At 70.8% G+C, this 17351-nt stretch carries 18 protein-coding genes and 1 pseudogene; 11 read left to right on the top strand and 8 right to left on the bottom strand.

Going from position 1 to position 17351, the window contains the following annotated elements:
• Positions 1 to 13: 13 nt before the first annotated feature.
• Together HEQ75_RS09510 and HEQ75_RS09505 are read right to left on the bottom strand one after the other, a co-directional pair.
• Positions 14 to 1477: a sulfatase family protein gene (locus tag HEQ75_RS09510; protein ID WP_209318453.1), complete on the bottom strand. Its 1464-nt coding sequence runs from the start codon at positions 1475 to 1477 to the stop codon at positions 14 to 16.
• Positions 1474 to 2469 (bottom strand): Bug family tripartite tricarboxylate transporter substrate binding protein, encoded by a 996-nt coding sequence (locus HEQ75_RS09505; protein ID WP_168029663.1) that lies wholly within the window; start codon positions 2467 to 2469, stop codon positions 1474 to 1476. The genes HEQ75_RS09510 and HEQ75_RS09505 overlap by 4 nt, the downstream gene beginning before the upstream one ends.
• Positions 2470 to 2584: 115 nt before the next feature.
• Between HEQ75_RS09505 and HEQ75_RS09500 the strand changes: the two genes are divergently transcribed.
• Positions 2585 to 3277 (top strand): FadR/GntR family transcriptional regulator, encoded by a 693-nt coding sequence (locus tag HEQ75_RS09500; RefSeq protein WP_168029661.1) that lies wholly within the window; start codon positions 2585 to 2587, stop codon positions 3275 to 3277.
• Between the two features lie 36 nt (positions 3278 to 3313).
• On the opposite strand, the gene HEQ75_RS09495 is transcribed toward HEQ75_RS09500, so the two are convergent.
• Positions 3314 to 3637 carry a transposase gene (locus tag HEQ75_RS09495; RefSeq protein ID WP_407925891.1) on the bottom strand — a complete coding sequence of 108 codons (324 nt, stop codon included), beginning with the start codon at positions 3635 to 3637 and terminating at the stop codon, positions 3314 to 3316.
• Between HEQ75_RS09495 and HEQ75_RS28190 the strand changes: the two are divergent.
• Positions 3638 to 3800 (top strand): annotated as a pseudogene (locus HEQ75_RS28190) (integrase core domain-containing protein); the annotation flags it as partial. It lies immediately after the preceding gene.
• Between the two features lie 137 nt (positions 3801 to 3937).
• Here HEQ75_RS28190 and HEQ75_RS09490 read toward each other — a convergent pair.
• Positions 3938 to 4495 (bottom strand): phosphonate degradation HD-domain oxygenase, encoded by a 558-nt coding sequence (locus tag HEQ75_RS09490; protein WP_168029659.1) that lies wholly within the window; start codon positions 4493 to 4495, stop codon positions 3938 to 3940.
• Between the two features lie 174 nt (positions 4496 to 4669).
• Here HEQ75_RS09490 and HEQ75_RS09485 point away from each other — a divergent pair, with 174 nt between their 5' ends.
• Genes HEQ75_RS09485 through HEQ75_RS09465 form a run of 5 tightly spaced genes read left to right on the top strand, consistent with a single transcriptional unit; the run spans position 4670 to position 9786 of the window.
• The gene (locus HEQ75_RS09485; RefSeq protein ID WP_168029657.1) at positions 4670 to 6226 is read left to right on the top strand and encodes an ABC transporter substrate-binding protein; all 1557 of its coding nucleotides are present in this window, start codon (positions 4670 to 4672) and stop codon (positions 6224 to 6226) included.
• A gap of 56 nt (positions 6227 to 6282) precedes the next feature.
• The gene (locus tag HEQ75_RS28185) at positions 6283 to 7164 is read left to right on the top strand and encodes an ABC transporter permease (RefSeq protein ID WP_209318452.1); all 882 of its coding nucleotides are present in this window, start codon (positions 6283 to 6285) and stop codon (positions 7162 to 7164) included.
• A complete protein-coding gene (locus HEQ75_RS28745) occupies positions 7161 to 8015 on the top strand; it encodes an ABC transporter permease (protein ID WP_209318451.1) in 855 nt (284 codons plus the stop codon). Before HEQ75_RS28185 ends, HEQ75_RS28745 begins: the two co-directional genes overlap by 4 nt.
• Positions 8012 to 8989 carry an ABC transporter ATP-binding protein gene (locus tag HEQ75_RS09470; RefSeq protein WP_168029655.1) on the top strand — a complete coding sequence of 326 codons (978 nt, stop codon included), beginning with the start codon at positions 8012 to 8014 and terminating at the stop codon, positions 8987 to 8989. The genes HEQ75_RS28745 and HEQ75_RS09470 overlap by 4 nt, the downstream gene beginning before the upstream one ends.
• On the top strand, positions 8986 to 9786 hold the full coding sequence (locus HEQ75_RS09465; protein ID WP_168029653.1) for an ATP-binding cassette domain-containing protein: 801 nt from the start codon (positions 8986 to 8988) through the stop codon (positions 9784 to 9786). The genes HEQ75_RS09470 and HEQ75_RS09465 overlap by 4 nt, the downstream gene beginning before the upstream one ends.
• 2 nt (positions 9787 to 9788) lie before the next feature.
• Here the strand turns inward: HEQ75_RS09465 and HEQ75_RS09460 are convergent, their stop codons facing one another.
• Positions 9789 to 10691: a CehA/McbA family metallohydrolase gene (locus HEQ75_RS09460; protein ID WP_168029651.1), complete on the bottom strand. Its 903-nt coding sequence runs from the start codon at positions 10689 to 10691 to the stop codon at positions 9789 to 9791.
• Positions 10692 to 10826: 135 nt separating this feature from the next.
• On the opposite strand from HEQ75_RS09460, the gene HEQ75_RS09455 reads away from it, so the two are divergent.
• On the top strand, positions 10827 to 11759 hold the full coding sequence (locus HEQ75_RS09455; protein WP_235961459.1) for a LysR substrate-binding domain-containing protein: 933 nt from the start codon (positions 10827 to 10829) through the stop codon (positions 11757 to 11759).
• Between the two features lie 184 nt (positions 11760 to 11943).
• Here the strand turns inward: HEQ75_RS09455 and HEQ75_RS09450 are convergent, their stop codons facing one another.
• Positions 11944 to 12786: a LysR family transcriptional regulator gene (locus HEQ75_RS09450; protein WP_168029647.1), complete on the bottom strand. Its 843-nt coding sequence runs from the start codon at positions 12784 to 12786 to the stop codon at positions 11944 to 11946.
• Positions 12786 to 13763 carry an NAD(P)-dependent oxidoreductase gene (locus tag HEQ75_RS09445; protein WP_168029645.1) on the bottom strand — a complete coding sequence of 326 codons (978 nt, stop codon included), beginning with the start codon at positions 13761 to 13763 and terminating at the stop codon, positions 12786 to 12788. Before HEQ75_RS09445 ends, HEQ75_RS09450 begins: the two co-directional genes overlap by 1 nt.
• A gap of 73 nt (positions 13764 to 13836) precedes the next feature.
• On the opposite strand from HEQ75_RS09445, the gene phnC reads away from it, so the two are divergent.
• From phnC to phnE, 3 genes are read left to right on the top strand one after another with little or no spacing between them, the layout of a single operon-like run.
• Positions 13837 to 14640: a phosphonate ABC transporter ATP-binding protein gene (phnC, locus tag HEQ75_RS09440; protein WP_168029643.1), complete on the top strand. Its 804-nt coding sequence runs from the start codon at positions 13837 to 13839 to the stop codon at positions 14638 to 14640.
• A complete protein-coding gene (phnD, locus tag HEQ75_RS09435; RefSeq protein ID WP_168029641.1) occupies positions 14637 to 15506 on the top strand; it encodes a phosphate/phosphite/phosphonate ABC transporter substrate-binding protein in 870 nt (289 codons plus the stop codon). The genes phnC and phnD overlap by 4 nt, the downstream gene beginning before the upstream one ends.
• Positions 15506 to 16306 (top strand): phosphonate ABC transporter, permease protein PhnE, encoded by an 801-nt coding sequence (phnE, locus tag HEQ75_RS09430; RefSeq protein WP_168029639.1) that lies wholly within the window; start codon positions 15506 to 15508, stop codon positions 16304 to 16306. Before phnD ends, phnE begins: the two co-directional genes overlap by 1 nt.
• A gap of 306 nt (positions 16307 to 16612) precedes the next feature.
• Here phnE and HEQ75_RS09425 read toward each other — a convergent pair whose 3' ends face one another.
• Positions 16613 to 17347, bottom strand: a complete 735-nt coding sequence (locus HEQ75_RS09425) for an IclR family transcriptional regulator (protein WP_168029828.1) — start codon at positions 17345 to 17347, stop codon at positions 16613 to 16615.
• Positions 17348 to 17351 lie beyond the last annotated feature (4 nt).

The following is a 17351-nucleotide window of genomic DNA, read 5'->3' as shown; positions in this document are numbered from 1 at the left end:
GGCGGAACTCCCTTCAATAATTGGCGCTGCGCGGTGGACCCGCGCTGGTGGTGGCGGCCATGGCGTCGAGGTGGAATTGCAACCGCTCCGCCCGCAGCGCCACATCGTGCCACAGATTGTCGAACTCGCCAGGGTCGCGGTCGTGGTCGAAGATCTCACCCATGGGATGGCCGTGATAGATCACGGATTTATGGCGCCCGTCGAAGACCATGGTGCCATGGCTGTGATCGCGCCCGGCGCCGATGGCGTCGTGGAATTCGCAGACCACATGCGACTTGTGGCGGCTTGGGTCGGCGCGGCCTTCCAGGATCGGCAGCAGCGATTTTCCCTGCACCGTCCAGGGGATCACGATGCCGGCCGCCTCCAGCAATGTCGGCGTGATGTCCACCAGCTCGACCAGCGCGTCGCTGACCAGGCCGGGCGTCACCCGGCCGGGCCAGGACCAGATCATCGGCACATGGACCAGGCCCTCGAAGAAGCGGCAGCCCTTCAACACAAGGCCATGGTCGCCCAGCATCTCGCCATGGTCGGAATGGAACAGCACGATGGTGTCCTGTTCCTGGCCGCTGTCGCGCAGGGCCGCCAGGATGCGGCCGAGCTGCGCGTCCAGATGCTCGATCATGGCATAGTAGTTCGCCTTCACCTGGAGCGCGTCATAGCCCTCCGGCACATGGCTCGCGACCTTGTCGTGGTCGCGCTCGGCCGGGGGCGGCGGCTGTTCGGCGTGGCGGATGCGCGGGTCCTGCGGGCGGACCTGCTGCTGGTCCACATTCTGGAAGTCGACCCAGCGTTCGCCATCGCTGTCGCGCCACAGCGGCAGGGGCAGGCTGGCGGCATCGACCTTGGCCAGGGCTTCCGGCGGCGCGTCGAAAGGGGCGTGCGGGTCGAAGAAGTTCAGAGACAGGCACCAGGGCGCATCGCGACGGTCGGTGATGAAGCGGATCGCCATTTCCGCGCACCAGGTCGATTGATGCAGCGCCGCCGGTACGCCGGGGCCGCAGAAGGCGCCCTTGTCGCGATACAGCGCCTGCGGATCGACGCCCTTCTCGTGCCGCAGCCAATGCTCATAGGCATCGCCGCGCGCCGCATCCGGCGTCGGGTGGTGGTTCCAGTGAAAGACGCGGTAGCCGTCATCGACCCGCTTCTCGTGATACTTGGCGGCAGAGAGATGCAGCTTGCCGATCAGCCCGCAATCATAGCCGGCATCGGCGAGCCGCTTCGTCACCAGCACCTCATGCGCCGGCCAGAAGGCGTTGCCGTTGCGTTGCACCTGATGCGTCGCCGGGTAGCGCCCGGTCATCATGCTGGCGCGCGACGGCGTGCAGATGGGCGACTGCGTGTAGCAGCGGGTGAAAGCGGTGCCGGAGGCCACCAGGCTGTCCATGGCCGGGGTGCGGATATGCGCATTGCCCAGCGCACGGATCGTGTCCCAGCGCTGCTGGTCGGTGCAGACCCAAAGGATGTTCGGTGGCTTCACTGAACCGTCACCCCGGCGGCCGGCACGGCGACGCGCCAGCGGTTGCGCTCGGCGGTGAGGTGGCCCTGGAAATCCGCGGCACTGCCGCCAGCGGGCTCGACGCCCAGGGTCAGCAGCCGCGCCGCCACCTCCTCCACCCGCAGCACCGCCTGGAATTCGGTGTTGAGGCGGGTGGCGATGGCGTCGGGCGTGGCGGCAGGCATCACCACGCCGAACCAGCCGCTGCTGTCGTAATCCGGCACGCCCAGCTCCCCCAGAGTCGGCAGGTCGGGGAAGGCGCGGGCGCGGCGGGCGGTGGCGGCGGCCACCGGCACGGCGCGGCCGCTGGCCAGGTTGCCGGCCATGTCGAGCGGGCTTGAGATCATCAGGTCGATCCGCCCGCCGGCGAGGTCTGCCGCGGCAGGGCCACCGCCGCGATAGGGGACATGCAGGATATCAACGCCCGTGCGCAGTTTCAGCAACTCCATCGCCAGATGCGGCAGGCTGCCATTGCCAGGGCTGCCATAGGTCAGCACCCCGGGCCGCGCCTTCGCCATCTGCAGGATTTCCGGCCAGCCGCCCGTTGCCAACCCGGTGCGGGAGAACAGCAGGGAAGGGCTGGTGACCAGCAGAACCACTGGGCGAAAGGCGGCCTCCGGGTCATAGGGCAGGTTCGGATAGGCGAATTGCGTGATGACGAAGGGCGGTGGCGCCAGCAGGATGGTGTAGCCATCCGGTGCCGCCCGCGCCGCCTCCGCCGTGCCGATGACGGAGGCGGCGCCGGCCTTGTTCTCCACCACGACCGGCTGGCCGAGCCGCTGCGACAGGTGCTGCCCGGTCAGCCGCGCCGTGGTGTCGGAGGCTCCGCCCGGCGCGAAGGGGACGATGAAGCGGATGGGGCGGGAGGGCCACGGCGCGGCCTGCGCCATGGCGGGCCGCACAAGGGCGGGTTGCGCCAGCCCCAAGGCCGCTGCAGCCCCGAGCAGCACCGCGCGGCGACCGCTTCCTGACATGGTTGTCATGGAGTTTCCCTTTCCCATCCGGTCCATGTTTGGCTAGGTGGCCTGACCGGTTGCCTCATGCTGCGGGCGGCTTGCAAGAGCTGTCAACTGCCCGGATACCAGCCGGATGCCGTTCCAGCCCCTCGAACCCCGCCGCCTGTTCCGCCGCATCGCCGAGCAGATCGCCGCCATGATCGCCGCCGGCGAATTGCCGCCCGGCAGCCGCCTGCCCTCCGAGCGCGACCTCGCGCCGCGGTTGAATGTCAGCCGGCCGTCATTGCGGGAGGCCCTGATCGCGCTGGAGATCGAGGGGCTGGTGGAGGTACGCGGCGGCTCCGGCGTCTATGTACGTGCCGCCGCTGCGCCGCCGCTGCACGAGTCCAACGATGCGCCCGGCCCGTTCGACGTGCTGGAGGCGCGGTTGCTGGTTGAGCCGGAATGTGCGGCGCTCGCTGCCCGGAGCACCGATGCAGCGGCACGGCTGGAGGTGGCCGAGGCCTTCGGCCGGATGCGGGCGGAGGCGGTGGCGGGCTGCGTCGGCGACCTGGCAGACCGGGACTTCCACCAAGCCATCGCCGAGGCCTCGGGCAATCCGGTGCTGTCGCGCATCGTTGGCGATCTGTGGCGGGATCAGGCGGCGCCCATCGCCTCCCGCCTCACCCGGCTGGCGGTCTCGCCGCTGCGCCGACGGCAGAATCTCGGTGAGCACGCACACATCGCGGAGGCCATTGCGGCTGGCGCGGCCACCGCCGCGCGGCAGGCGATGCGCCGGCACCTGCTGGCGGTACGCCGCGCCCGGATGGCGGCGCTGGGCGCGTGACGATCAGGCGGGATTTCTAACCCGGATCATGCACGGTCATGCGGACGGGCGGCCTGGGACTGACGCGTGGCTCGCGGGATGGTTGTGCGTGCGTGCGGGATAGGGCCGCTGGGCGTCGGCGTCGGCGTCGTTGCCGTCCTCGTAGCCGGGCGCGATCACCAGCAGGCGGAAGCGGATGATCTCGGCGTGGCTGTGCCGCACCGCCTCTGGCAGCCGCGGGTCATCGAGGCGGGCGGCCAGGCGATCGGCGATGCCGAGGCGGCGCTCGCTCTCACGCAGGGCCAGCACGCCGCCCCCGGAAGAGAGACGTCTGCCGTCGAAGCGGGCGACCAGGGGCTTGCCGCCGACCGGTGACACCACGAGAGCTTAGACGGCAGGCTGCGGGACAAGCTGCTCGACCGGGCGATCTTCCACTCGCTGCGGGAAGCCGAGGTGCCGATCGAGCGCCGGCGGCGGCACGACAACACCGCCAGGCGCGCACAGCGCGCTGGGCGATCGGCCGCCGGCGGCGGAAGCGGTGTTGCCCTGGCCGTCTGGCCCCACCTACGCTGCGCTCCGGCAGGGCCAAACGGCCAGGCCAGAACGCAGGCCGGCTCTTCATGGCCCATGGATCCCCGTTCGGGGGCGGGTCCCCCTGTGGCCCTCGCGATTGGCCGCGACTTATGACTTCAGGCTGCGCGCCACGGCAGGCATGAAATGCGCGACGGCTGGCGTCTCCAGTCCCTTCACCTTGGCCTGCTCGTCATAACGGCGCAGCTGGACCGCCTCGGCGCTGTGCTGCAGCGCCTCGAAGGCCTTAACCTCCTCCGCCGACATCGGCCCGCCCTGCAGTGCCAGGCTCTTCACGCTGTCCGGCGAGAGCTTGGCGAAGTAGTCCGGCTCCACGGCGCAGAGGTAGCGCTTGGCGGCCACATGCAGCCGCACCGGCTCGGTCACTTCGGCGCCAAAATGGTCGGTCAGCCAGGCATGGCCCAGCTCCTCGTGCCGGTCGTCGATGCCGGCATCGGCCGGGTTCTCACCCAGATCGTGAACCATGTGGCCGATATCGTGCAGCAGGGCGGCGACGACCAACGCATCGCCACGCCCCTCGCGCTCAGCGAGCGCCGCAGCCTGCAGCGCATGCTGCTGCTGGTTGATAAGCGAGAGCCCGTATCGCCCATGGGCCTTCTGCTCGAGCAGGTGGCGGATCTCCGCGATGATGGTGGCGGCGTCGGTCATGGTGGGTCTCCGTTCAGGCGGTGCCGGGCCACGTGCCGCGCAGCGCCGTCATGATCCTGTCATTTGATCTACGTATGGGCGACCAGTTAAACATAGATTGAGCCTATGTTCCAGCGCCAGTCGCTTCCCCCGACAGGCCATCGGCAAGGGCGCCACGAAACGGGAGTTCCGCCCATGTCCTTCGCCCGCCGCGACCTGATGGCCGCCGCCGCCGCTGGCACCTTGGCGTCGGCCATGCCGATGCCCGCCATGGCCAACCCGCGCGAGCTGCGCGTCGGCGTGCAGACGCACGCCCGCACCCTCGATTTCCAGGCCGAGACCGGCAACAACGCCGCGCAGTTCCTCGACTGCCTCTGCGATACGCTGGTCGAGATCGACACGCGCAGCGCAACGCCGCGCTACATGCCGGGGCTGGCCACCGCATGGCACAGCATCTCCCCCACCGTCACGGAATTCCGCCTGCGCGAAGGCGTGCGGATGCATGACGGCACGCTGATGGATGCCGATGACGTGGTGTTCTCGCTGCAGCGTGTCTTCACGCCGACCGAGGCGCGCTATCGCGGCAATCACGGCCGCTACTTCTCCAACTTCGCGCGCGTCGAGAAGCAGGATGCGATGACGGTGCGCATCGTCACCCACCGCCCCGATCCGCTGGTGGAGGCACTGCTGTCCTGCCGCAATGCGGGCATCGCGTCCAAGGAACAGGCGGATGCGCTGGGCCTGGATCGCGCCGCGCAATCGCCCGCCGGCAGCGGGCCCTATCGCGTCGGCAGCTTCCGCCCCAATGCCGAGCTTACGGTGGAGCGTTTCGCCGATTATTGGGGCCCCGCCGCGCCGCTCGATCGCGTGCGCTTCACCCGCGTCTCCGAGATGGCGCCGCGAGTCACCGCGCTGCTCAACGGCGACGTGGATTTCATCGTCTCCATCCCGCCCGACCAGCAGGCGCCGATCCGCGCGCGGCGCGGCCTGCGCCTGGTCGAGACGACCTGGCCGATGTTCTTCCTCTACGTGCTGAACATGAACCGGCCCGAGATCGCCGATCCGCGCATCCGCCGCGCCATGAACCTCGCCATCGACCGCAACGCGCTGGCCAGCGCGCTGTGGGGCGGCAAGGCGCATGCGCCGCGCGGCCATTACTTCCGCGGCTTCGCCGACCACGACTTCCTGAACGACCTCAACCTGCTGCCCTACGACCCCGCTGAGGCGCGGCGCCTGATGCGCGCCGCCGGCTACAATGGCGAGGAGATCGTGCTGTCCTTCCAATCCGCCTACTACACCTATGGCGACCTGGGCGCGCAGGCGGTGCTCGACATGTGGAAGGATGTGGGCTTCCGCGCACGGCTGCAGGTGATCGAAGGCTTCGGCCAGAACAGCAGCCGCTTCTTCACGCGCGACTGGTCGAACCCCCTCTACTACCCCGACATGCTCGGCGCCTTCGACACGCATTGGGCGCAGGCGTCGTGGGTGACGCGCGACAAGTGGTTCGCGCCCGAGAAATTCCCCGCCTATCAGCCGCTCTATGACGCGGTGCGGTTCGGCACCGACCCGCAGGCGCGCCGCGACGCCTATCGGCGCCTCGTGATCCTGACCGAGACCGAGATGGTGCCCTGGGTGCTGCTGTATCAGCCGGCCGAGGCCTATGCGATGCGCGCCAACATTGCCTGGGAGATCCCGCACAATGTGCGCCCCTACCAGCTGCCCTTCCGTGCCGGCCTGGTGAACGTCAGCTGATCGGCTTCCTCGCGGGACGGGTCGCGCGGGCGGGCGTCACGCTGCTGCTCGTGCTGGTGGTGACCTTCGCGGGGGCGCGCATCTCCGGCAATCCCTTCGACTACCTGTACGATGACGGGCTGACCGCCGAGCAGCGTGCCGAGCTCTCGGCCGAGTTCGGGCTCGATCGCCCGCTGCCGGCGCAGTTCGCGGCCTATGTGGGGGCGCTGGCAACGGGCAATTTCGGCGTGAGCATCGCGCAGCGCCGCCCGGTGCTGGATCTCTATGCGGAGGCCCTGCCCTCGACGCTGGTCCTGGCTGTCTCGGCCTTCGCGCTGACCCTGGCGGTGGGCCTGCCGCTGGGGGTGCTGGCGGCGGTGCGGCGCGGGCGGTTCTGGGGTGGGGTGGCGATGGGCGTGGCCTTCCTCGGCTATGCGATGCCGCATTTCGTGCTGGCGATCATCCTGGTGCTGGTCTTCGGCCTGGCCCTGTCCTGGCTGCCCTCGGTGGGGGGCGACACGCCCTGGCACTACGTGCTGCCCACGGTCACCCTCGCCGCCGGGCTGGTCGCGTCCGTGGTGCGTTTCCTGCGCGGCGAGATGCTCGAGGTGATGGGCCAGGACCATGTGCGCACCGCGCGTGCCACGGGGCTGTCCGGCCCGCGCGTGCTGTGGGGCCATGTGGCGCGCAACGCCGCCCTCCCGGTGCTGACCATCGTGGGCCTGCAGCTCAACGGGCTGATCAATGGCAGCCTGATCATCGAGACGGTCTTCGCTCTGCCCGGCATCGGCCAGACCTTCGTCGGCGCGGTGCAGGTCCGCGACTATCCGGTGCTGCAATTCGGCGTCATGGCCTATGCGCTGGTCGTGGTGGTCATCAATCTCGGCGTCGATGCGCTCTACGCCGTGGCCGATCCGCGCATCCGCCGCGGCGGCGCGACACGGATGGCGGAGGCGTGAGCGCCACCAGCGCCCTGCGCCGCGTCGCGCCACGCCTCCCCTGGCCGATCGCGCTTGCCCTGACGATGGCGGCATTGCTGCTGATCGCGGCCCTGGCCGCCCCCTGGATCGCGCCCTTCGACCCCGACCGAACGCAGCTGCTTCGCCGGCTGCGCCCGCCGGCAGGCTTCGAGGGCGCGCATCCGGCGCATTGGTTCGGCACCGACCAGCTCGGACGCGATTTGGTGTCGCGCGCCCTGCACGGCTTGCGCACCTCGCTCGGCATCGCGCTGATCGGCTCGGTGATCGGCTGCCTGATCGGCACCGGCATCGGCCTGCTCGCGGGCTATCTGCGCGGGCGGGTCGAGACGGCGCTGATGGTCATCGTCGATGCGCAGATCGCGCTGCCCTATCTGCTGCTCGTGCTGTTGGGTCTTGCGGTGTTCGGCACCTCCACCTGGGTGGTGATCGCCCTGGTCAGCCTTGCGGGGTGGGAGAATTATGCGCGGCTGGCGCGCGGCCAGGTGCTGTCGCTGCGCGAGCGGCCCTTTGTCGAGGCGTCGCTGGCGCTGGGTGCCGGGCCGGGCTGGGTGCTGCGCCAGCACATCATGCCGCATCTGGCAGCCCCGCTGGTCGTGCAGTTCACGCTGGGGCTGCCGGCGGTGCTGCTGCTCGAATCCTCGCTGTCCTTCCTGGGCATCGGCGTGCAGCCCCCCGCGGCGACGCTCGGGCGCATGATCGGCGAGGGGCGGCACCAGATGCTGACCGCGCCCTGGGTGGTGGTGGTTCCGACCCTGGTGATCCTGGCGCTGACGCTGTGCGTGCAGGCGATCGGCGATTGGCTGCGCGACCGCGCGGATCCGCGCGCATGACGCCGCCGCTGCTCTCGGTGCGCGGCCTGGGCGTGACCTTCGCCACGCCCTTCGGGCCGGTGCGGGGTCTGGACGGCGCGGATTTCGATGTCGCCCCGGGCGAGATCCTGGCCCTGGTGGGGGAGAGCGGGAGCGGCAAATCCGTCGCCTCCCTTGCCGTCATGGGCGTGCTCGGCCCGGGCGGCGATGGCGCGCGGGTGCAGGTCGAGGGCAGCGCCATCTGGGATGCGAAGGTCGATCTGCTGCGTGCCCCCCACCGCCCCGGCCTCGCCATGGTCTTCCAGGAGCCGATGACGGCGCTCAACCCCGTGCTGCGAATCGGTCGCACCATCGGCGAGGCGGTGGCCCGGCATGACGGCGTCCGCGGCGAGGCCGTGACGGCGCGCGTGACCACGCTGCTCGCCGAAATGGGCCTGCCTGACCCGGCGCGGGTGGCGCGCGCCTATCCGCACGAGCTTTCGGGCGGCATGCGCCAGCGGGCGCTGATCGCGCTCGCCATGGCCTGCCGGCCGCGCCTGCTGATCGCCGATGAACCCACCACGGCGCTGGACTCGACCGTGCAGGCGCGGGTGCTGGGGCTGTTGGCGGGGCTGCGGCGCAGCCATGGCCTGGCGATGCTGCTTGTGACGCATGATTTCGGCGTGGTCGCGCAGATCGCCGACCGGGTGGCGGTGATGTATGGCGGGCGGGTGGTGGAGACCGGCCCGGTCGCTGCCCTGCTGGCCCACCCCGCCCACCCCTATACGCGCGCCCTGCTGGCCGCTGTGCCGCGCCTGGACCTGGCGCGCGGCGAGGCGCTGCCGGCGGAGGAGATGCCCGGCACGCCGCCCGATCCGCGCCACCCGCCGCCCGGCTGCCGCTTCCACCCGCGCTGCGCCGTGGCGCGTCCGGGGCTCTGCGATAGCGGCCCGCCACCGGCCCCACAAGCGCTCGGCCCAGGCCGCGCCGCCGCCTGCCACCTGCTCGCCGCATGACGCCGCTGCTGCAAGCCGTGGGGCTGACGCGGCGCTTCGGCGCGGGGCTCCTCGCCCGCCGCGGCGGCGTGACGGCGGTGGCCGATGTCAACCTGACCCTGATGGAAGGGGAGGCGGTGGGCATCGTTGGCGAGTCCGGCAGCGGCAAATCGACGCTGGGGCGGCTGCTGCTCGGCCTGATTCCGCCATCGGCCGGGGAGGTGCGCTATCGCGGCCGGCCCTTGGGCGCGGCACTCGCCGCCGATCGGCGCGGGGTGCGCCGCGCCTTGCAGATCGTGCAGCAGGACCCGACCGCCGCTCTCGACCCACGCTGGGACGTGGCGCGGCTGGTGCGCGAGGGGCTGGACATCCACGGCCTGGGCACCCCGTCCGAGCGCGCCGCGCGCGTGGCCGGGCTGCTGGCCGATGTCGGGCTCGATGCCGGCTTCGCGGCGCGCCGGGCGCATGAGCTCTCGGGCGGGCAGAAGCAGCGCGTCGCGATCGCGCGCGCCCTGGCGCTCGCCCCCGAATTCCTGTTTGCCGATGAGCCGGTCTCGGCGCTGGACGTGTCCGTGCGCGCCCAGGTGCTGGGGCTGTTGAACCGCCTGCGCGCGGCGCGCGGCATCGGGCTGCTGATGGTCTCGCACGACATCGCGGCGGTGGCCGCCTGCTGCGAGCGGATCCTGGTGATGCAGCGCGGGCGCATCGTCGAGGACGCGCCGCGTGCCACGCTGCTGCGCACCCCTCTCCACCCGCATACGCGCGCCCTGCTGGCCGCCGTGCCGCCGCCGCCGGTGGCCTTGTTGGCGACGGGGTGACCTCAGCCGAAGAAGTGCGGGTTGGACCAGGCGCGGCGGCCCTGCGCGTCGGCCACCACGATACGGGCGAAGCCGCCCTCCCGCAGCTTGCCCAGCGGCAGGCTCACGCGGGTCTGCAGGGGTGCGACGGATTGCGCGGCGCGCGAGCCACGGCCGAGCACCATGACGCTGGCGGCGGGCGAGCACTGCACCTCCACGCTGTCGGCACCCCAGGCGACGCCCTCGATCCGCGGGCCCTGCGTGGCGTAGAAATGCCCGGCCTTCAGCGCGGCCAGCAGCGTGTCGGGCTCGTTCTCCGCGGCCTTCACCATGACCCAGCCGCCGAACCAATCCGGGCCGTGGAAATGCGCATCATCGACCGCGATCAGGCTGATGCGCTTTCCCTCAGCCAGCAGCTGGTCCGCCAGATGGCTGCCATCGCCACGATCGGTGCGAAGATGCGTGGTGTGGTTGTAGATCTCCACCGCATGCGCGCCCGTGAGCGTGTTCGCATCGGCGGCCGACAGCGCATACCAGCCCGGATGCGCAATGCCGACGAAGGCCCCGGCGGCAACGCAACGCGCGGCGAGTTGCGCCCCCGTCTCGCCGGGCGCGGTCGGCGCGAAGTCCAGGGGCAGGCCAACCGCGAGGATATGCCAGATCTCGCCGAGCGAGGTTGCGGGCGCATGCACCTCCGCGCCCAGCAGGGTGGTGAAGCCGGCCGTGCGGAAGGGCCGGGTATCGACGATCGGGAAGCCGAACTTCGCCAGGAAATGATCGGTCAGCGCCAGGAAATCATAGCCGCCCGCGCGGTAGGCGTCGCAGACCTCCGCTGGGCTGAGGCGGGCGTCGGAGGCGTTGGAATGGGTGTGGATATTGCCCTTGAGGAAGCGGCCGGGTGCGGCGAAGGTGGGGTCGGTCTGCATGAGGCTCTCCGCGTCGGGGCTCGGCGCATGTCGCCGCGCCTCATAGAATTTTTCTATGGTGAATCGACAAATCCGTGTGTTTATTTAAGATAATACATGACACCTCGATGATGACGGGATGGTCGATGCGTGAAGATGCCTAAGGCCTCGGGAAGCGATGGCCTGAGCAACGAGGCGCCGGGTGAGCGGCGCGAGGGCCGCATCAGCCTCGCGGCGCTGCGCTGCTTCGTCGCGGTGGTGGAGGGTGGCGGCCTGTCCCGCGCGGCCGAACATCTCGGCCTGAGCCAGCCCACCGTCTCGGTCACCCTGGCCGGGCTGGAGCGCGCCTGTGGCATGCTGCTGCTGCATCGCCGGCCACGCCTGCTGCTCACCGATGCCGGGCGCGACATGCTGGTGCGCGCAAGGCTGGTCTTGGGCCGCATGCAGGAGCTGGAGAGCTCGCTCAGCGCCTTCCGTGGGCTGCGCCGTGGCAGCCTGACGATCGGATTCTCGACCCCCTTCTTCGCCATGCCGATGATCGCCGCCTTCCTGCGCGAGCATCCCGGCATCGCGCTGCGTACCCGCCTGGGCAATACCGCCGGGCTGCTGGAGGCGGTGGCCGGCTGCGAGATCGAGGTCGCGGTGATGACGCTGGTCGACCCGGTGGAGGGGATGGCCTGCACCAAGCTGGCGGATCAGCGGCTGGTCGCCTGCATGCCCAGGTGCGCGGCGCCGCGCAGCATCTCGCTGGAACGGGTGGCGGCGGGGCCGCTCGTGCTGCGCGAGCCGGGCTCGATGACACGGCTGATGCTGGAGCGCGCGCTTGCATCGCGACAGTTGGCGCCGCAGGTCCGGCTCGAAGTCGGCAGCCGCGAGGCGGCGCGGGAGGCGATCGCCGCAGGCATCGGCATCGGCGTCGTGCTGGACGGGGAGCTGGGGGAGGATACCCGCCTGGTCGCCGTGCCGATCGAGGCACCCGCCATCAGCGGCGGCGTCTATGCGGTTGCCCTGCCGGAATCCCTGGAACTGCCTGCGCTCGCTGCCTTCATCGAAGCGGGAAAAGGCACGGGTCCGGGCGGAGCGCGGTAACCGGCGACCCGACGGGTCGCTGCCCGGCACGGTTGGTCATGGGTGGTCTCGCGGATCGCGTGCCACCTTCCCCGGCAGCCCTTCGAGCGGGATGCGTTGAGGCGGAGTCGTCAAAAAGCGCTGAACCCCGCGGTCCAGGCAAGCCTTGGGGATGCTGTGTGCGCGAATGCGAACGCAGCATGCTCTACCCCCCCGTTCGCACGCGCTCGAGGAACAGGTGCGCCGGCGCCCGCCGCGGCAAGTCGGCAGGCAGCACCGCCCAGAGCTGGCGGTACAGCGCCGGGCCGGCCAGCGGTACGGCGACAAGCGAGCCCGCCGCCAACTCGTCGCGCGCGGCGCAGGCCAGCAACACCGAGACGCCCAGCCCGGCCGCCACGGCGCGCTTCACGCCCTCGGTGCTGCCCATGGCGCGCGTCACGCGCAGGCTGGGCGCTGCATCGCCCAGCGCCTCGGCCAGCACGCGGCCCATGCCCGTGCCGGGCTCGCCGCCGATGAGCGGCTCGGCCAGGAAGCGGGCCAGCGGCACAGGCGCTCCATCGGCAAGGGGGTGCCCGGGCGGCGCGATACCGATGATCGGCTCCTGCCGCCAGGGCCGGGCATCCAGGCCGGGCCGCCCGTCCCACCATTCGGTGAAGGCGATGTCGGTCTCGCCCGCCGCCAGCAGCTCCAGCGCCTCGGCGTTGGAGGTCAGGCGCAGACCCTCCTCCGGGCGCAGCAGGGGCGGCAGCACATAGAGCCCCGGGTTGCTGGCAGCGCCCACCACCAGCGGGCGCGGCGCGAACAGGGCGGCGGCCTGGCGCGCGCCCTCCACCAGGCGGCGGGCATGCGGCAGCAGGCGCTGGCCCTGCGGCGTGGGGGCGCCGCCGCGCCGGCTGCGCTCGATCAGCGGCACGCCCAGCTCCTGCTCCAGCCGGCGCATATGCTGGCTGAGCAGGGGTTGCGACACGCCCAGCCGCCGCGCCGCCAAGCGGAAGCCGCCGCCCTCGACCACCGCCACGAAGCTGTTCAGCAGGCCGAGGTCGAGCATCACACCACCAGCCCGGGCACGCGGGCGCCGGCGAAGAAGGCGGCGAGGCTCTCTGCGGCGCTCATCTCGATCGCCTCGCGCACCTGCGCCACCGCCGAGCCCAGATGCGGCGTGAACAGGGTGCGCGGATGCGCCAGCAGGGCGGGCGGAATGGCACGCGGGCGGTCGGGGAGTGCCCAATCCTCCAGGGCGAACACATCGGCAGCGTAGCCGCCGAGCCGCCCGGCATGGAGTGCTTCTGCCACCGCCGCCTCATCCACCAGCGAGCCGCGCGCGACGTTCACCACCAGCGCGTGCGGCGGCAGGGCGGCCAGGCGCGCAGCGTCCAGGATGTGCCGGGTGGATGGCGTCAACGGCAGGGCAAGCACCAGAGCATCGGCGGCCGGCAGCAGCGCATCCAGCGGCAGGGCGGCGACGCCGGGCGGGGGCGGCGCGGCCGCGTCATGGCCGACCAGCCGGCAGCCAAAGCCCTGCAGCCGCGCCGCCACCGCCTGCCCGACCCGGCCGAAACCCAGCAGCCCGACTGTCGCCCCGTCGAGCCCCGCGCCATACAAAATGGGCCGCCACCCCGCGAAGCCCCCGCCGCGCACCAGCGCATCGCCGGCGCGCAGATTCCGGCCGAGGCCGATCAGCAGCCCGACCGCGAGTTCGGCCGTGGGGGCGGTCAGCAGGTCCGGCACGACGGAGACGGCCACGCCGCGGCGGCGGCAGGCGTCGAGATCGAAATTGTCGGCGCCCTTCAGGGCACAGCCGATCATGCGCAGGCGTGGGCAGGCGGCCAGGAAGGCCTCGTCCAGATGGTCGGTCATGAAGGTGAGCAGCCCATCCGCCTCGGCCGCGCGGGCGCGCAGTTCCGCGGCGGCCCAGGGCTCGGGGCCGGGGTTCATTTCCACCGTGGCGAAGTCCGTCAGGCGCTGCAGCACGCGCCCGTACAAAGGCTGTGTGACGAGGATGCGCGGCGTTGGGGCGGGTTTCATCAAGACGTCACTCCGGGGGCGGGATTGGTCGCGATATAGGGCCGGAAATTATCAAACAGCGCCGGAGTTGCAAATGAATGATCAAACAGGGGGCAAGCCGGCGCTGCGGCTGATCAAGGGCGGCGTCGTCTACCCGAACGGCACGCGGGCCCTGCACCCCACCAGCCTCGATTTCGCCGAGGGCGCCTTCACCGTGCTGCTCGGCCCCTCTGGCGCCGGCAAATCCACCCTGCTGCGCAGCCTGAACGGGCTGGTGCCGCTCAGCGAGGGCCATGTGGAGACAGCGCGGCTGGGCCCGGTGCGGGGCACGCGCGGCTGGCGCGAACACCGGCGCGCCACCGGCATGGTGTTCCAGCAGCACCAGCTGATCGGCCGGCTGACCGCCTTCGCCAATGTGCTGACCGGCCGCCTCGGCCACCATTCCACGCTGCGCAGCCTGCTGCCGCTGTCGCCCGACGAGAAACACCTGGCGCTGGACGCGCTCGATCGCGTGGGGCTGCTGGATTTCGCGCTGCGCCGCGCCGACCAGCTTTCCGGCGGGCAGCAGCAGCGCGTGGGCATCGCGCGCGCCCTGGCCCAGGCGCCCAACCTCATCCTGGCGGATGAGCCCGTGGCCTCGCTCGACCCCGCCACGTCGGAGCGCGTGCTGGCCCTGCTGCATGACATCTGCCGGCAGGACGGGCTCTCCGCCATCGTCTCGCTGCACCAGGTCGAACTCGCCCGCCAATTCGCCGACCGCATCATTGGCATCGGCGGCGGGCGCGTCGTCTTCGACGGCCCGCCCGGCGCCCTCGATGAGGCCGCGATCCGCCGGATCTACGGCGGCACCGCGCCCACCCAAGTCCACGCCACCCCCATCCTGGAAACCACGCCATGAACCGCCGTTCGCTGCTGGCCGCACCGCTGCTCCTGCCGGCGCTGGCCGCCACCCGGGCCCACGCCCAGGGACAGAATCCCAGCCGCCTGCGCATGGCGCTGCTGCCGGATGAGAACGCCTCCACCATCATCCAGAACGCGCAGCCGCTGCGCGCGCACCTGACGCAGGCGCTGGGCCGCGAGGTTCAGGTGGTGGTGACGACCGACTATTCCTCGATGATCGAGGCGATGCGCTTCGGCCGCATCGAAATCGCGTATTTCGGCCCCTTCTCCTATGTGCTGGCGAAGTCCCGCGCCGAGGGCATCGAGCCCTTCGCGGTCGGTGTCGAGCGCGGCTCGCCCACCTATCGCTCCATCATCATCGCCAACGCCGAGGGGCCGGTGAAGAAGCTCGAGGATGTGCGCGGCCATCCGGTGGCCTTCGGCGACCAGGCCTCCACCTCCTCGCATCTCGCGCCGCGCGCCACCATCCTGGCCCGCACCGGCCTGGTGGGTGAGCGCGACTACCGCGTGGTGCATGTCGGCACGCATGACGCGGTGGCCCGCACGGTGGAATCCGGCCGCGCCCCGGCCGGCGGCCTGTCCGAGCCGATCTTCCAGACGCTGCTGACGCGCGGCATCATCAAGCGCGAGCGGGTGGTGGACATCGCCTTCTCCGACCCCATCCCGAACTACCCGATGACGATGCAGAGCAACCTGGCGCCCGAGTTGAAGCAGGCCATCCGCGATGCCTTCCTCAACCTGCGCGACCCCGCCCTGCTGCGCAATTTCCGCGTGGAAGGCTTCGCGCCGACCACCGACGCCGCCTATGACGTGCTGCGCGAAACGGCGCGCATCCTGAACCTCGACCTCGGCCGGATGAGCTGATGTCGGCGACCACGCAACACGGCATCCTGGCGGCGGAGCGTGCCGATGGCCGCCGCCAGGCGCTGCTGGTGGCGGGCGTGCTGGCGATCTGCGTGGTGGCGCTCGCCATCACGGGGTTTTTCGACGCGCAGCGCTTCGCCGAGGGCATCCCGGCACTGGCGCAGCTCGGCTCGGAGATGATCCCGCCCGACTTCTCGCGCTGGCAGCATTGGTTGCGCCCGCTGCTGGACACGCTGGCCATGTCGATCGCCGGCACCATCCTGGCCGTGATCCTGTCGCTGCCGCTGGCGCTGCTGGCTGCGCCCAACACCACGGTGCACCCGGCGCTGGGGCACATCACGCGGCTGCTGCTCTCCTTCCTGCGCTCGGTGCCGGAACTGATTCTCGGCATCATCTTCGTGGCGGCGGTGGGCTTCGGCGCGCTGCCGGGCGTGCTGGCGCTGGCGCTGCATTCGGTGGGCATGGTTGGCAAATTCTACGCCGAAGCAATCGAGCATGTGGACCCGCGACCGCTGGAGGCGGCGCGGGCGGCGGGTGCCACGCGCGTGCAGGTCATCACCAAGGCCGTGCTGCCGCAAGTGCTGCCGCAACTGGCCGACATCACCATCTACCGCTGGGAGTATCACTTCCGCGCCTCCACCGTGCTGGGCATCGTGGGCGCCGGCGGCATCGGCTTCGAGCTGATCGCCGCACTTCGCCTGATCGCCTATGATCAGGTGGCGGCCATCCTCCTGACCATTCTCGCCTGCGTGGTGTTGGTGGACAGCTTGGGGGCGGCTCTGCGACGGCGGCTCAAATAGAGGCCGAAGAGCCTTGGCGCGACCAGCGCCCCCCCCCGCGGAGGTTGAACAAAGAGCCGCTTCCGCCGGGTGTTGCCCAAGCTGTGCGAGATGGAAGTTAGAGCATTCTCAAGCCTTGTGGCTTCGCAAGGCGACTCGGAAAATGCGTCGAAACAATAGGCTGGAGCTGTTTCACCGTCTTCGCTTGCGGTGAAACAGCTCCAGCCCGGAGCAGGTTGGATTCCGTTCCCCACCGCCGCAGCAATGGGAATCGTATTCCAACCTTTTCCGGCGTGCACGGAATGCCGCTCCTCCGCGCAGACAGACCTACTCGGCTGCGACGCGCGGCCGTTCCGGCATCGCGCCGCCGATCCGCCGGGTCAGCGTCACGGCAGCTTCAGCGAGGATCGGTCTTGCGGCCGCCTGCGCGTCCGCTGTCCAGCGGATCACCGGCGCGGAGAGTGCGAGGGCCCCGGCGAGCTTGTCGCCGGGGCCGAATACCGGCGCGGCCATCGCACCGGTGTGCGGATCTGTCGCGCCCATGGTGACGATGGGCAGGTCGAGCGTCGCGACATAGGGTGGTAGCGGCCGCGGCGCGAAGGCGCGAAGCACCTGGGCGATGGCGGAACTGTCGAGGGGCAGTGCGTCACCGACCCGGACATGCATCCGCAGGAGATGCGGGCTGTCCACGCGGTACAGGCAGAGCCGTTGCTCGCCACGCCGGACGTAGAAGGCTGCCGTCTCGCCCGTCCGGGCAACGAGCTCCTCAAGCACCGGCATGACATGCGCGTCCAACCGGAAGGACTGCGTGTAGATCATGCCGAGGCGGAGCACCTCGGCATCAAGCCGGTAGGCGCCGTCATCCTCGCGCGCGAGGTAGCCCTGCTCCTCAAGCGAGATGGCGAGGCGCATGATCGTGCTCTTCACCAGGCCCGTCCGTCCCGCAAGCTCCGCCAGCGACAGGGCGCGGTCGCCCTTGCGGAAAGCGGACAGCACGGCCAGGGCGCGGTCTGCCGAAGCCACACCCTCAAGCGCTGATCGCCGCTTCCCCTTCTCCGCCATGGTC

Origin of the sequence: Falsiroseomonas selenitidurans (genome assembly GCF_012103215.1) — a bacterium.
GTDB classification, from domain to species: domain Bacteria; phylum Pseudomonadota; class Alphaproteobacteria; order Acetobacterales; family Acetobacteraceae; genus Falsiroseomonas; species Falsiroseomonas selenitidurans.
Note: the sequence above shows the minus strand (reverse complement) of the source record. Positions and strands in the feature narration are given on the sequence as shown.

Bases quoted from the DNA above. Each gene is read 5' to 3' on its own strand.
- HEQ75_RS09505 (WP_168029663.1), bottom strand. From the start codon at position 2,469: ATGTCAGGAAGCGGTCGCCGCGCGGTGCTGCTCGGGGCTGCAGCGGCC.
- HEQ75_RS09500 (WP_168029661.1), top strand. From the start codon at position 2,585: ATGCCGTTCCAGCCCCTCGAACCCCGCCGCCTGTTCCGCCGCATCGCC.
- HEQ75_RS09490 (WP_168029659.1), bottom strand. From the start codon at position 4,495: ATGACCGACGCCGCCACCATCATCGCGGAGATCCGCCACCTGCTCGAG.
- HEQ75_RS09485 (WP_168029657.1), top strand. From the start codon at position 4,670: ATGTCCTTCGCCCGCCGCGACCTGATGGCCGCCGCCGCCGCTGGCACC.
- HEQ75_RS09470 (WP_168029655.1), top strand. From the start codon at position 8,012: ATGACGCCGCCGCTGCTCTCGGTGCGCGGCCTGGGCGTGACCTTCGCC.
- HEQ75_RS09465 (WP_168029653.1), top strand. From the start codon at position 8,986: ATGACGCCGCTGCTGCAAGCCGTGGGGCTGACGCGGCGCTTCGGCGCG.
- HEQ75_RS09460 (WP_168029651.1), bottom strand. From the start codon at position 10,691: ATGCAGACCGACCCCACCTTCGCCGCACCCGGCCGCTTCCTCAAGGGC.
- HEQ75_RS09455 (WP_235961459.1), top strand. From the start codon at position 10,827: ATGCCTAAGGCCTCGGGAAGCGATGGCCTGAGCAACGAGGCGCCGGGT.
- HEQ75_RS09450 (WP_168029647.1), bottom strand. From the start codon at position 12,786: ATGCTCGACCTCGGCCTGCTGAACAGCTTCGTGGCGGTGGTCGAGGGC.
- HEQ75_RS09445 (WP_168029645.1), bottom strand. From the start codon at position 13,763: ATGAAACCCGCCCCAACGCCGCGCATCCTCGTCACACAGCCTTTGTAC.
- phnC (WP_168029643.1), top strand. From the start codon at position 13,837: ATGAATGATCAAACAGGGGGCAAGCCGGCGCTGCGGCTGATCAAGGGC.
- phnD (WP_168029641.1), top strand. From the start codon at position 14,637: ATGAACCGCCGTTCGCTGCTGGCCGCACCGCTGCTCCTGCCGGCGCTG.
- phnE (WP_168029639.1), top strand. From the start codon at position 15,506: ATGTCGGCGACCACGCAACACGGCATCCTGGCGGCGGAGCGTGCCGAT.
- HEQ75_RS09425 (WP_168029828.1), bottom strand. From the start codon at position 17,347: ATGGCGGAGAAGGGGAAGCGGCGATCAGCGCTTGAGGGTGTGGCTTCG.